General features: G+C 72.0%; 6 protein-coding genes. 3 read left to right on the top strand and 3 right to left on the bottom strand.

Annotation, left to right across the window (positions count from 1 at the left end; all coding sequences use genetic code 11):
- Positions 1–68 precede the first annotated feature (68 nt).
- The 3 genes from ACFY5C_RS38650 to ACFY5C_RS38660 all read right to left on the bottom strand — a co-directional run bounded on the left by ACFY5C_RS38650 (position 69) and on the right by ACFY5C_RS38660 (position 10,800).
- The gene (locus ACFY5C_RS38650; protein ID WP_389454226.1) at positions 69–3,878 is read right to left on the bottom strand and encodes an SDR family NAD(P)-dependent oxidoreductase; all 3,810 of its coding nucleotides are present in this window, start codon (positions 3,876–3,878) and stop codon (positions 69–71) included.
- Positions 3,875–4,654 (bottom strand): thioesterase II family protein, encoded by a 780-nt coding sequence (locus ACFY5C_RS38655; RefSeq protein WP_389454229.1) that lies wholly within the window; start codon positions 4,652–4,654, stop codon positions 3,875–3,877. The genes ACFY5C_RS38650 and ACFY5C_RS38655 overlap by 4 nt, the downstream gene beginning before the upstream one ends.
- A gap of 74 nt (positions 4,655–4,728) precedes the next feature.
- Positions 4,729–10,800 carry an amino acid adenylation domain-containing protein gene (locus tag ACFY5C_RS38660; protein WP_389454232.1) on the bottom strand — a complete coding sequence of 2,024 codons (6,072 nt, stop codon included), beginning with the start codon at positions 10,798–10,800 and terminating at the stop codon, positions 4,729–4,731.
- Between the two features lie 570 nt (positions 10,801–11,370).
- On the opposite strand from ACFY5C_RS38660, the gene ACFY5C_RS38665 reads away from it, so the two are divergent.
- The 3 genes from ACFY5C_RS38665 to ACFY5C_RS38675 all read left to right on the top strand — a co-directional run bounded on the left by ACFY5C_RS38665 (position 11,371) and on the right by ACFY5C_RS38675 (position 14,011).
- Positions 11,371–12,957: an amino acid adenylation domain-containing protein gene (locus ACFY5C_RS38665; RefSeq protein WP_389454235.1), complete on the top strand. Its 1,587-nt coding sequence runs from the start codon at positions 11,371–11,373 to the stop codon at positions 12,955–12,957.
- Between the two features lie 34 nt (positions 12,958–12,991).
- Positions 12,992–13,222: a phosphopantetheine-binding protein gene (locus tag ACFY5C_RS38670; protein WP_389454238.1), complete on the top strand. Its 231-nt coding sequence runs from the start codon at positions 12,992–12,994 to the stop codon at positions 13,220–13,222.
- A gap of 69 nt (positions 13,223–13,291) precedes the next feature.
- Complete coding sequence (locus ACFY5C_RS38675; protein ID WP_389454241.1) at positions 13,292–14,011, top strand: thioesterase II family protein; 720 nt, start codon at positions 13,292–13,294, stop codon at positions 14,009–14,011.
- The last annotated feature ends 15 nt before the right edge of the window (positions 14,012–14,026 follow it).

Genomic DNA, 14,026 nt, shown 5'->3' on the forward strand with positions numbered 1-14,026 from the left:
GCTCGGTGTTCTGGGAGTCGGGCCGGTCACGGTGGACGGACCTGGGCTCGTGGGCCGGACCGGCGGGGTCAGTCCGCGCCGTGGTCCGCGACCACCGCCGCCAGTTCGGCCACGGTCGGGTTCTCGAAGAGTTCCTGGGTGCCGAGCCGGACGCCGACCCGGTCGTCGATCAGGGCGAGCAGCCGGGTCGCCCGCAGCGAGTTCCCGCCGAGGTCGAAGAACGAGTCGTCCCGGCCGATCGCCGGGCGGTCGAGGGCTTCGGCCCACAGCAGAGCGAGCTGCTGCTCCAGTGGCGTCGCCGGTGGTGTCGAGGGCCGGCGCCTGCGGTCGGATGCGGTCATCTGCAGCAGCGTGGCGGCATCGACGGCGCCGTCCGGCCGTCGCGGGATGTGCTCGACCTCGACCGTGCGCACCGGCACCGGGCAGTCGCCGGCAGCTGCCTGGACGGCCTCCCGTACGGCCTCGGACGCGGCGCCGTCGGCGGTGAGGGCTGTGTGCGCGACGACGATCTCACCGGTCCGCAGGTGGTCCGGCACGAGCTCGTCGACGATGGCGGGGTGCGCCAGGTCGAGGCCGACGATCAGGTGGTGGTCGGGGCGGGCGATGCCGGCGAGGAACAGCCGCAGACCTTCGGCGGGTTCGACGGCGCTGAAGCCGCGGCTGCGGGCCGGGGCGGTGGAGCTGCCGCGGTTCATGCCGATTTGGGTCCACATGCTCCAGGACAGGCAGTGCACCGCTCGCCGCCGCTCGTGGTGCCAGTGGTCGGCGAATCCGGTGAGGAAGCTGTTGGCGGTGGCGTAGGCGCCGAAGGAGTGCCCGCCGAACTCCCCGTTGACGGAGCCGAAGAGCACGAGCGACGCCTCGGGCCGGCGCTCCAGCATCCGGGCCAGTGCGAGCGTGCCGGTGACCTTGGGGCGGTAGTGCCGGCCGAACGTCTCGGCGGACTCGTTGACGAGCGTGTGCCGGTCGAGGTCGGCCCACTGGTCCGTCGGGTCGGCTCCGGCCAGGTGCAGCACACCGCCGAGGGGGGCGCCCCAGTGCGCCTCGGCACGCGTCACGGCGGCCTCGACGGCCTCGGCGTCGGCGACGTCGAGCTGCTCGTGCAGGACGTCGCCCAGGGAGCGCAGCTCGGCCAGCCGTTCGCCGGCCGCACCGTCGGCGGGAGAGCGGCCCACGACCAGCAGGCGCACACCGTAGGTGGCGACCAGATAGCCGGCGAGGTCGTGGGCGATGCCGCCGAGCCCGCCCGTCACCAGGTACGTACCGCCCGGGGTCACCGGTGGTGCACCGGTCTCGTCGTCGGGGACCGGGCTCAGGCGCGGCTGCCACCGCCTGTTCTGCCGGGCGGCGACGATGCCCCGGTGCGTGCCATCCGCGAGTTCGGTCCGCAGGGCGTCCGCCCAGGCGCTGCGGTCCGAGGGCAGATCGAGTTGACGGATGGTCGGTCCGGGCAGCTCGCTCACGGCGGTGCGGATCAGTCCGGGCAGGGCGCAGGTGCCCAGGTCGATCCGGTCGCCGGACCGCACGTGCACGGACCCCGAGGTGAGCACGAGCACCATGGGGCTGTCACCGTCCGGGGCGTCGGCGAGCGCGCCGAGGAGGGCGGTCAGTTCGGCGGTGGCCGCGGCCAGCCGCCCGGCGGGGTCCTCGTCCGTGCGGGAGAGGGTCCGTCCGTACACGACGGTGCCGATCGGTCCGTGCCGATCGGTCACGTCCTTCAGCAACCGGGTCAGCTGCGCGCGGTCGCGTGCGTCGGCGCGGTAGCGGTCCGCCGCGTCCGCGTGCAGCCGATCGCCGTGGTGTACGGCGATCACCGGTCCGTCGAGGCCGAGGGATACGAGTTCGTCGTCCTCGGCCAGGACGAGCCGGGCCCCGGCTTTCCCGTTCCCGGGTCCGGGAGCGGGAAGTTCTGTCCACTGGCGCCTGACCAGCCGGCTGTCGGGCCGTTCATCGGCCCCGGCCCCGATGACCCGGTCCGCGAAGGTGCCCGCGCGCAGCTCGGCGGTGAGAGCGGCGCGCTGCACCTTGCCGCTGCCGGTCTTCGGGAACTCGGTCTCGGTCACCGGGACGACCAGATCGGGGGCGAGTCCGACCTCGCGCACCAGGACGGCCCTGATCGCGTCGACGGTCCGGGTGATGACGCCGTCGTCCCAGCTGCGCGGGACGAAGAAGATCGCCAGCCGGTCGGACCCCTCGCCGGGCTCGCGTACTCCGGTCGCCGCGCTGAAGGTGACCCGGACCCCTTCCACCTGCTCGACGACGTTCTCGATCTCGTGCGCGAGGTAGTTGATGCCGCGCACCACGATCTGGTCCTTCTTGCGTCCGGCGATCACCAGGTCGCCGTCGCGGACGAACGCGAGGTCGCCGGTGTGGAACCAGCCGTCGTCGTCGAACGACGTGGCATTGGCCTCGGCGTTGTTGTGGTAGCCGGTCATCATCGTGCGGCCGCTGATGCACAGCTCGCCCAGGCGGCCCTCCGGGACCACCGCCCCGGAGTCGTCCATCACGCGGATCCGCACGCCCGGGATGGGGGTGCCCACGGTGGAGATCACCACGGCCCCGGGATCGCCCGGGTCCACCTCGCGGACCGTGCCGCCGAGCGAGGCGGGGTCGACGGCGACGGTGCCGGCCGTGCGGTCGTCCAGGTGCTGGCGGCCGTAGGTGACGCCGGAGCAGGTCTCCGCCATGCCCCAGGCCGGGATCATCGCGTCGGCGGGCAGCCCGTGCGGCGCGAGGAGTTCCAGGAACCGGTGGCTGGTCCCGGCGACGACCGGTTCACCCCCGTTGAGGAGGGTGCGGAAACGGGACAGGTCCCAGGAGCGCTTGGTGCGGATCTCCTCGGCGTGGTCGTTGACCATCGCGAAGGCGAAGTTCGGCGCCCAGGTGTTGGTCGCCCGGTACCGGTCGGCCCAGTCCAGCCACAGCAGCGGGTCGGCGAGGAAGTGCTCGATCTTGGCGTTGACGTGCAGACACCGCAGGAAGACGTCCCGGATGTTGCAGTGGACGACGGTGACGTGGTCGAAGGGCATCCACAGGAGGCTGACCTCGTCGCTGCCCATTCCGCTTGCCTGCGCGTAGGCCAAGGACCTGGAGACGACCGTGGCGTTGGTGTGCTGCACGCACTTGGGCACGCCGGTGCTGCCGGAGGTGAGCAGGTTCAGCACCGGCGAGTCGGGCGTCGCCGGGTACCAGTCGGTGTCGGGCGGGCAGGCCAGCAGCTCACCGAGGGTGAGGATCCGCACCTCCGGCTCGGCCCACAGGTCCCGCACCTCGGCGAGGGCGGGCGCGGTGGCGTCGTCGGTGAGCAGCGGCGGCCGGTCCAGCAGGTGCCAGACGTTGTGCAGCCGCCGGTTGGTGTCGTTCGCGGCGTGGTACGTGGGAGCGACCGCCACCGGTGTCGGCACGAACCCGCCGAGCACACAGGCCCAGAAGGCGGTGAGATAGGCCCGGTTGTCATCGAACTGGAAGAGGGCGGCGTCGCCCGGGCGCAGGCCGGCGGCACGCAGCCCGGCGAGCACGCGCTGGGCCTCGGCCAGCAGCTCCGGGTAGGTCTGGAGTTCGTCCCCCCGGCCCCGCCGGATGAAGACGGTGCCCTTGTCCGGAGCCAGTTCGGCCGCATCGCGCAGAGCCTGTTGCAGGGTGTCCGGGGCGCCGTCGGGTATACGCAGGTCACCGCCATAGAGCTCGGCGGGCGGACGGTCGGCGGCGTCCTCGGCCGGTACCCGAGTGGGGCTGGCGGCGACGGTCGGGACGGGCCGCCCGGCGGCACGCACGCTCCTGCGGACCACGGCCGCGGCGTCGCCGACTCCGGGGACCGACAGGGCCGCCTCGGCGATGCCGTCCAGGGTTTCCTGACCCAGGGGGTCGGCGGGGCTCATGCGGCCCTCCCCTTGCTCGTCAGCATCTTCCGGGACAGGAAGGACACGACGTCGGCCGCGCCGGACTCCAGGAAGTAGAAGTGGCCACCCGGGTAGAACCGGGCGTAGAACTCGGCGTTGGTGTGCGCCTGCCACCCGGCGACGGAGTCCGGGGGCGTGCGCGGGTCGTTGTCGCCGCACAGCACGGTCAGGGGGCAGTCGAGGGGTTCCGAGGGCGCGGTGCGGTGCCCTTCCCACAGGGCGAAGTCGGTGCGCAGGGCGGGCAGCAGGGAGTCGAGTACGAACGGGTCCTCGAGGATCTCGCGGTCAATGCCGCCGAGCGCCAGCATCTCGGCGCGGAACTCGTCGTCGGGCAGGTCGGACAACTGCCGGACTCCGGTGAAGCCGGGGGCGGGCTGGGCGGACATGAAGAGCTGGTCCGGGCCGCGCCGGCCGCGCGCCCGGAGCGCCTTGGCAAGCTCGAACGCGAGGGCTGCGCCGCAGGAGTGGCCGAAGATCGCGTACGGGCGGTCGAGGACCGGGCGCAGGGCGTGCGTGAGCGTGCTGACGAGCGGGCCGACCGCGGTGAACGGCTCCTCGGCGATCCGGTTCTGCCTGCCGGGCAGCTGCACCGCGACGAGTTCGATCTCCGGCGGCAGCAGCGGGATCCAGTCGGCGTAGGCCACGGCTCCCGCGCCGGCGTGCGGCAGGCAGATCAGCCGTTGGGTGCTCTCCGGCCGCCGGGCCCGCCAGATGTACGGCGTCTCGGCGACGAGTTCCGATGTCTGAACGCTCATGCGCACACCTCTCGCCATGCTGCGGTTGTCCTGCGCAGTTCCTGATCGGGTCGGGACGTAGGGGCCATACGGGGTCACTCCTTGCTCCGTCTACGCAGCCGCGGGCCGCTCCTCGTGGTGTTCTCGTCCCAGCGGGCGGCGAGCTCGGCGATGGTCCGGTGCCGGAATATGGCCCCGATGGCGACCTCCGTGCCGAGCTGATCGCGGATGCGGCTGATCAGACGGGTGGCGAGCAGGGAGTTGCCGCCGAGCGCGAAGAAGTCGTCGTCGATGCCCACCTCCTGCCGTCCGAGGACGTCCGCGAACAGCCGGCACAGCGCTTCCTCATGGCCGGTGCGTGCCGCACGGCGGCTGGTGCCCGGCGGGTCGGGCAGGCGCCGCAGGTCGATCCGTCCGCCGGCGGTGGTCGGCATGGCGTCCAGGGCCACCAGCGCGGCGGGGACCATGCGGGCAGGCAGAAGCTGGGCGACATGGGCCCGCAGCGCGTCGGCGGCGAGGACCTGCTGCTCGGCGGCGACCACATACGCGACGAGGCCCTGCGTGGTCGTGACGACCGCGGCCTGTGCCACGTGCGGGTGAGCCAGGAGCACCGTCCGCACCGCCTCCGGTCCGGTCCGCGCGTCGTGCCCGGCGAAGTCCGCAGGAACCGGCCCCGCGGTGTGCCGGAGCCGCACGCCGGTGCGGTACAGGCGGCTGCCGGGCGCGCCGTGCGGGTCTGCGACGAACCGCTGCGCGGTGGCCCCGGGCCGCCCGGGCACGCCGTGCGCGAACTCCCCGGACACGTACAGCTCGCCCGCGCCTGCGGGTGCGACAGCCGCCAGGGACGGGCTGAGCAGGCGAGTCTCGTTCCCGGCGGCGGGAACCGCCGACAGCGGGGGCGATCCCTTGCGGATCTCGACCCGGCGGCCACCGCAGAGCGCGAGCAGCAGTTCGGTGGCGCGCGTGTCGGGCCCCGCCATCAGCGGCTCGTCCGCGATGCCGGCGAACCGTGCCACGCCGGCAGCCAGTCCGGCCTGGGTGAGGAGCAGACCGTACGGGGTCGCCGTGGCGTCCGGTACGAAGTCGAGGCAGGCCGGCTGGTCGGGCCGCAGGCCTCCCGGCCCGTCCCCGGGGCCGTCGGCCGCGTCGGGGCCGCCGGAACCGACGAGGATGCGGGGCAGGTCGCCCCATGGCCGTCCCGGCGTCGACTCGTCCACGACGGCCGCGTCCGGGAGGGCTTCCCGTGCCACCGCCTCCGACCAGGCGAGGGGTTCCTTCGGATCGAGCTCGACGAAGCAGGCGCCGATGCCGAGCACGGCCAGCATGCCCGTCAGCTGATCCACCGGGTGGGCGCAGTTGACCGCCACGACCGATCCCGGACCCAGCCCGCTCTGCCGACAGGTGCGGGCGAGCCGCTCGGCGTCCGACGCGATCTCGCCGAGCGTCGTCGGCACGTCATCGACGACGAGCGCGGCGGAGGCGTTCTGTGCGACGCGGGCGGCGATGAGCGGTCCGGGCAGGGCGCTGCCGGGGCCGGTGGTCCGTGCCTCGGGCCGGCCGGCGGCGACCGTTCCCAGGGCGGTGGAGGGGTCGGCCACGAACGCCCGCAGCGTGCGCAGCAGGAGGTCGGCGATCCGGTCCACGGTGTCCGGGTCGAGGGGACCGTTCTTGTATTGCAGCCGCAGTCGCGGAAGGGGGTCCTGCTCGGCCATCACGACGAGCGGGTAGTGCGATCCGGCCAGGGACCGGAAGCCGGGCGCGGAGAGTCCGGCAGCCGCGCTCGCCTCGGCGATGGCGGTGTTGTCGAAGGGATAGGACTGGTAGACGACCAGGGTGTCGAAGAGGGCGTCGAACCCGGTGGCGGCGTGGATGTCGATCAGGCCGGTGTGGTGGTGCTCCAGCAGGCCCGCGTGGGTCGCCTGCAGATCGGCGACGAGTTGCGCCGGAGTGCTCCACGGACGGCAACGCACCCGTACCGGGAGCGTGTTGATGCACAGTCCGACGACGGAGTCCACGCCGGGCAGGGTCGGCGGCCGTCCGGAGACCGTGGTGCCGAACACCACGTCGGTGCTGCCGGTGATCTCGGCGAGCACCGCCGCCCACGCGGCCTGGACCAGGGTGCTGGGAGTGCTGCCCAGTTCGGCCGCGCGCCGGACGAGCGCCTGTGCCTCGTCGGTGGTCAGCGCGAGGTCGCGGACGCCGAAGCCGGTCGCCGACGTGCCGGTTCCGGCAGGCGCGACAAGGGTGGGTCCGGCGAGGCCCGCCAGTGCCTCGGTGTGTGCGCGCACCGAGCGGTCGTGGTCCTGCCGGTCCAGCCAGGCGAGGAAGTCCTTGAAGGAGCGTGCGGCGGGCAGCGAGGCGGGGGCGTCGGCGTAGAGCCGGATCAGGTCGTGCAGCAGGAGGGGTTCGGACCAGCCGTCGAACAGGACGTGGTGGGCGGTGAGGACGAGCCGGGTGTGGGCGTTGTCGAGGCGGACCAAGGTCAGGCGCAGCAGCGGCGGCGTCGCCGGGTCGAACGGCTCGGTGCGGTCCTCGGTGAGGAACCGCTCGAAGGAGTCGGCGGTCACCGTGCGCTCCCGCCAGGGCAGTTCGGCGCCGTCCACGACGAGCTGCACCAGGTCACCCGCGGCGTTGGGCACAAATGCCGTGCGCAGGGCGGCGTGCCGCCTCAGCACGGCCTGGCCCGCGGCCCGCATCCGCACCGCGTCCACCGGGCCCTCGAAGTCGAACACCAGCTGGACCTGGTAGGTGTCGGCGTCGTGGTCGGCCAGCAGGGAGTGGTGCAGCAGGCCGGACTGCAAGGCGGTCAGCGGCCAGATGTCGGTGAGCCCTCGGTAGCGGCTCTCCCACGCCTCGATCTCCGGCTGCGTGACGGTGACCAGCGGCACGTCGGACGGGGTCAGGCCGCCCGCGTCCGGCGAGGTGGCATGGCGTGCCAGGGCGGTGAGCGCGGTGCACCACAGGTCCGCCAGCTCGCGCACCTCCTCGGCGGACAGCACGCCCTTGGGGGCGGCGAACACGGCGCCGATCCTGGGGCCTTCGGGGGTGTCGGTGACCATGGCGTTGATGTCCAGCTCGCACAGGGCCGGCATGGCCGGGTCGTGGCCCGCGTCGAGCTCGGCGAGCTCCGTGTACTCCGCGATGTCGGAGGTCAGCGTCCAGCCGAGGCCGCGCAGATGTTCCGGCATGTCGGTGGCGGAGAACCGGCCCAGGTAGTTGAACCCGATCTGCCCGAGGGACGAGGTACCCAGTGCCCTTGCGCCTCCGGGGTCGAGGTGGCGCAGCAGGCCGTAGCCCAGGCCCCGGTCCGGTACGGCCAGGAGCTGTTCCTTCACCGCCTTGAGCAGGGATCCCGCGGCGGGGCCGGCCGCGAAGGCCGCGTCGAGGTCGATGCCCGCGGTGTCGAGCCGCACCGGGAAGACGCTGGTGAACCAGCCGACGGTGCGGGACAGGTCGGCCCCCGGGATGGCCTCCTCCTCCCGGCCGTGGCCCTCCAGGCGGAGCAGTGTCGAGGGTTCGATGACGCCCCTGTCGCGGCGCCAGCGGGCGACGGCCAGGGCGAGAGCGGCCAGCAGGCCGTCGTTGACTCCGCCGCGGTAGGCGTCCGGTACGGCGGTCAGCAGCGCCTGGGTGACCGGTGCCGGCAGCTGGACGCGGACCTTCTCGACCGTGCTGCGCACGTCAGCGGCCGGGTCCAGGCGCCGGTTCCCCAGGACCGGGTCGGGGCCGTCGACGATCGACCGCCATGTCTCGAGCTCGGCGCGCCGGGCCTCGCTCGACGCCTCGTCCGCCAGGGCGTGGGCCCAGCACCGTACGGAGGTCCCGACGGGCGGCAGTTCGGGGGTGCGCCCCTCGCGTATCTGGTGCCACGCGGACGCGAGATCGGGCATCAGGATCCGCCAGGAGACGCCGTCGACCACGAGGTGGTGGAGGGCGAGCAGCAGTCGTCCGGGACCGGACGGCGGCTCGAACCACACGCACTGCGCGACCACGCCCGTGGCCGGGTCGAGTCTCCCCGCGGCGGCCTCGAGTTCGCCGGTCAGCAGCCTGTGCCAGGACTCTCCGGTCCAGGGCCCTTCGTGGGCGACCTGCCGGATGAGGGAGTCGACGTCCACGGAGCCGGGCTCCCCGACGAGCAGTCCGTCGGGGAGCAGCCGGGCTCGCAGCAGGTCGTGACGGTCGACGACCGCGGTGAGGACGGCCGACAGGCCGGTGCGGTCGATGCCCGGCGGGAGTTCCAGTACCACCGCCTGCAGCAGCCGGTCGAAGCCCGGCCCACGGTCGCGGAGCCAGTGGGCGACCGGCATCAGGGGCATCCGTCCCACGCCGCCGCCCTCGGGTTCGGCGAGGACGGGCGGTCCGTCGGTGGGGGCCTCGGCGGCGGCCGCGGCGATGGCCGCGACGGTCCGGCGCCGGAAGATCTCCTGCGAGCTGACGGACAGGCCGCGCGCCCGGCTGCGGGACACCACCTGGATCGACTGGATGCTGTCGCCGCCGAGGGAGAAGAAGTCGTCGTCGACGCCGACCCGTTCCCGTCCCAGCACCTCGGAGAACACCGCCGCGAGGATGCGCTCGCCGTCCGTGGCGGGCGAGCGGTATGCGGTCGAGGTGAACTCCGGCGCGGGGAGCGCCGCCCGGTCCAGTTTGCCGTTGGGGGTCAGCGGCAGACTGTCGAGCAGGACGAACGCGGCGGGCACCATGTACTCGGGCAGCCGGGCGCCGAGGAAGGCCCGCAGGTCCTCCCCGCTCGTCGCACTGCCGAGGGCTGCCGGTACGACGTACCCGACCAGCTGTTTGCCACCGCCGGGGCCGGCGTCCTGGCGGGCGACCACCGCGGCGTGCGCCACCTCGGGGTGCGCGAGCAGTGCGGCCTCGACCTCGCCGGGTTCGATGCGGAAGCCGCGCACCTTCACCTGGTGATCGGCCCGCCCCTGGTAGGTCAGCTCGCCGTCCTCGGTGGCGGTCACCAGGTCACCGGTGCGGTACATCCGCTCGCCGGACGCTCCGAACGGGCAGGCGACGAACCGCTCGGCCGTCTGTGCCGGCCGGTTCAGATAGCCGCGGGCCAGTCCGCCGCCGGCGACGTACAGCTCGCCGGGTGTGCCCGGGGGCACGGGGCGCAGGCGCTCGTCGAGGACATGGGCCCGCATGGTGTTCAGGGCGCGTCCGATCGGTACGTCCGCGCCGAGGTCCTGTGCGCGCTCCACCCGGTGGCTGGTCGCGAAAACCGTGGTCTCGGTCGGCCCGTAGCCGTTGACGAACCGGGTGTCGGGGCACGCCTCCATGGCCCGCCGGACGACCGGCGCCAGCACCCGGTCGCCGCCGGCCCAGACCTCCCGCAGCCCGGCCAGGCAGTGGGGGTCGTCCTCGACCAGGACGTTGAACAGAGCGCTCGTCAGCCAGAGCGCCGTCACTCCGTGGCGGGCGACGAGGCCGGCGAGGACACCTGGGGTGAGGTCCTGCGAGGTGTCGACCACGACCCGGCCGCCGGTCAGCAGCGGGACCCACAACTCGTAGACCGAGGCGTCGAAGGCGAGCGGCGAGTGCAGCAGCACGCGGGTGTGGGCGCCGCCGGCGAACTGGCTGTCCGACGCGAGGTCCGCCACGTCCTGGTGGGTGATGCCGATGCCCTTGGGGGTCCCCGTCGAGCCCGATGTGTAGATGACGTACGCGAGTTGCTCGGGGCGGGGGGCCTGGACGGTGCCCGGCGTGCCGGCGCCGGCCGTGATCTCGGCGGGTGTCACGACAGGGCAGGGGCCGTGGGGCTCGCCGGGGGCGCGGTCGGTCCCGATCCGCAGGGTCGGCCGTACGTCGCGGAGCATGAACTCCATGCGTTCGACCGGGTAGTCCGGGTCCATCGGAAGGTAGGCGGCGCCGGCCTTGAGCACGCCGAGCAGCACCGCGACGAGTTCCGCGGAGCGCGGCAGCGTGACCGCCACGGCGGCCTCGGGGCCCACACCCCGGTCGATGAGACCGGCAGCGAAGCGGTCGGACCACTCGGCGAGTTGACCATAGGTCAGCGTGCGGTCGTCGCACACCACAGCGATCGCCTCGGGCGTCGCCCTCGACTGCCGTTCGAACAACGCGGTGATCGTGACGTCGGCCGGACGCGGGACAGCACCGTCGGCCGCCATGGGCGACCGGTCTTGCTCCATCGAATCAGGCACGTCCATCACTCCACGCGAACAGGCGGATCGGGAGGGAAAGCGAATTGTCCGGCGATGCATTCCACGGCATCGATCCGAGAACGGAATAATCCATCGCCCTCGGGGTCCATTCCAGCCGACCGATTATCTCCGATCGGCAATTCGGAGCAAAATTCCGAATCTCCGGACGATCAATATCCTTGCGGCTGGGTGCTGCACGGTCAAGCGAATACGGGCTCGGACCGATTCCGGTGCGCCGAAGGGGGGTTCTGTCCCGTCGACAGGACTGCGTGCAGACCCCGTCGTGAGGCGGGCACGGCCCTTGTGGCCTCGACGACCGGGATCCTACGGTGGCGACAGCATTCCGGGCCGGCCGCGGATGCCGGGTGTCCTGTCGACAGGACGACACCGAACGGCGCGCTGCGCCGGCCCCGCCGATTTCGCATTCCGCGGCACTCCGTGACGGTTATACATTCGTCGGGCCCAGACAATTTCCATGCGGAAGACGGTGATGGCTTTCCCGCAGCGCCTGTCGGAGCGGTCCTGGATTGGTTTCGCCTCACCGGACATCTCTCATATCGGAGTCAGTTGATGATCCTTCAGGGAAAGCGGGTCGCGCTGCCCTCGGAGCCCGTCGTCCACAAGCAGTTCGAGGCGCACGCGGCAGCCACCCCCGACGCCGTCGCCGTCTTCTGCGCCGGGCAGCGGGTGACGTACGCGGAACTCGACGCGAGGGCGAACCGGTTCGCGCACTTCCTCGCCGCACGCGGACACGGCCGGGGTGCGCGGGTCGGCGTCTGCCTCGACTACTCGATCGACCTGCTCGTCGCCATCCTCGGCACACTGAAGGCAGGCGCGGCCTACGTACCGCTCGACCCGTCCTACCCCGCGGCGAGACTCCAGCTGCTGCTGGGGCAGATGCCCGATCTCGCCCTGATCGTGGCCTCCCCCGCGACGGCCGGGCTGGTCGGCTCGGCGGCCGTCGAGGTCGTCGATCTGGACCAGTTGTCCGACCAGTTGGCGGATCTGCCGGCGACCGGCCCCGACATCCCGGTCACCGGGGACGATGTGTGCTACGCGGTCTTCACGTCCGGGTCGACCGGTACGCCGAAGGTGACCGCGGTGCGGCACGAGGGCTGGTTCAACCTGCTGAACTGGCTGAAGATCGAGTACGGCCTGCACCGCGGGTCGAACAATCTGGTCGTCAGCGCGTTCGGGTTCGACCTCTCCCAGCGCAGCCTGATGACGCCGCTGTTCTGCGGAGCCACCCAGAATCTGATGGCGAGCCGGAACTTCGACGCCGCGATGGCCTACCGCATGCTGGCCGAGCACGATGTGCGCACGGTGCACTGCGCCTCGAGCACGCTGTATCTGCTGGTGGACTGGGAGACCGCACGTGGCGGTGACACCCTCACCCGGCTCGACTACGTGCTCTTCGGCGGGGAGCCGCTGAAGGCCCGGCGGATCGCGGACTGGGCGCGGCGCGAGGGCAATTCGTGCACCCTGCTGCACCAGTACGGTGTCGCCGAGTGCACGGACGTGGCGTCGTCGTACGACCTCGCCGAGTACTGGGCCGGCGAACACGACAACCCGCCGGTCGGCAAGCCGGCCTACAACACCGACCTCCACATCCTCGACGAGCGGATGCGCGGTGTCGGGGCCGGGGAGTCCGGTGAGATCTGCATCTCCGGTGCCAGTGTCGGCGCGGGCTACCTCAATGGCACCGGTCCCGAATCCGAGCGGTTCACCACGATCGTGGTCGACGGCGAGTCGCGCAGGCTGTACCGCACGGGCGACCGGGGCTATGTGACGCCGGCCGGGGACCTCGTCGTGGTCGGCAGGATGGACGCGCAGGTCAAGGTGCGGGGAATGCGGATCGATCCCGCCGACGTCGAACGCGCGCTCGGCAGGCTGGCCGGGATCCGGGAGGCCGCCGTGGTGATCACGTACGCCGATGCCGGCGAGGCCGAGCTGATCGCGTTCCTCGTCCCGGACGGGGACGATCTCGCCGAGAACGACGTGCGCGCCCGCCTTCTCGGGACGCTGCCGCGGAACATGGTTCCGGCCAGGTTCATCAGCATTCCGCGGATTCCGCTGAGTCCGCACGGAAAAGTGGACCGCGCGGCGCTGGTCGAGGCGTACCGGAACGAATTCGCCGGCAGCCCCGCGACGGCATAGTCGGCGGACCTTGATGACAACCGGGAGGACTGTGATGATTGCCGACAGCGTGCGCACCATCTGGTGCCGAGAACTCCAGCGCGACGACATCTCGGTGGACGACGACTTCTTCGCCCTGGGCGGCCAGTCCGTGATCATGGCCAGGATTCAGGGTGCCTTCATCGACGAGCTGGGCGTCGAGGTCCCCATCGACCAGATGTTCCTCAATCCGACGGTGGCGTCGATTTCCGCGTACATCGAATCCCTCGACACGGTGAGCCGATAGCACCAGGCGTGCTTCAAAAACGAACCTTCGAATTAATGATTGGGGTTGGTCGGGGTGAGGGAAACCCGTATGTCCGGGGAAGACCGGGACGAGACCGTGCTGCTGTGCGTGCCGTTCGCGGGAGCGGGCCCTTCGTTCTTCCACCCGTGGCGTGAACCGGCCGGCGACCGGTGGCGCGTGGTCCCGGTCGAACTGCCCGGCAGGGAGCGGAAGCTCCTCGAGACGCCGTACCGGAACGTTGTCGAGGCGGCCAAGAACTCGATCGACGACATTGTCGCGGACCTGGGCGCGGGGGCGCGGACGGTGCTGTTCGGGCACAGCCTGGGCGCGGTGCTCGCGTACGAGCTGGTGCATCTGCTGAGCACGCGCGATGTGCACGTCGAGCGGCTGGTCGTCAGTGGTTCGCCGGGGCCGTGGACCCAGCGGGAGCGGCGGGCGACGGGGCTGCCGGACGACGAGTTCCTCGCCCGGGTCGAGGAGTTCGCGGGATTCCGGCACGAGGCGCTCGATCATCCGGAGCTGCGTGAACTGATTCTCCCCATGCTGCAGGCCGACTGCGAGATGCACGAGAACTACGTCCCGAGCACCGATGAACCGGTGTCCGTCCCGATCAGCTCGATACGCGGCGACTCCGACACCTTGGTCACCGCCGAAGAGGCCCGGCAGTGGCGGGACGCGACCACGAGCGAGTTCGACTACGTGGAGCTCCCGGGTGGCCACATGTACCTGGTCGACCTCGCCCAGGAGGTACTGAACGTCATCGAGGCACGGTCCGCCCGCGATCGCTGATTTCCGGCGAACTCA

Source organism: Streptomyces sp. NPDC012935, assembly GCF_042900345.1.
GTDB lineage: Bacteria > Actinomycetota > Actinomycetes > Streptomycetales > Streptomycetaceae > Streptomyces.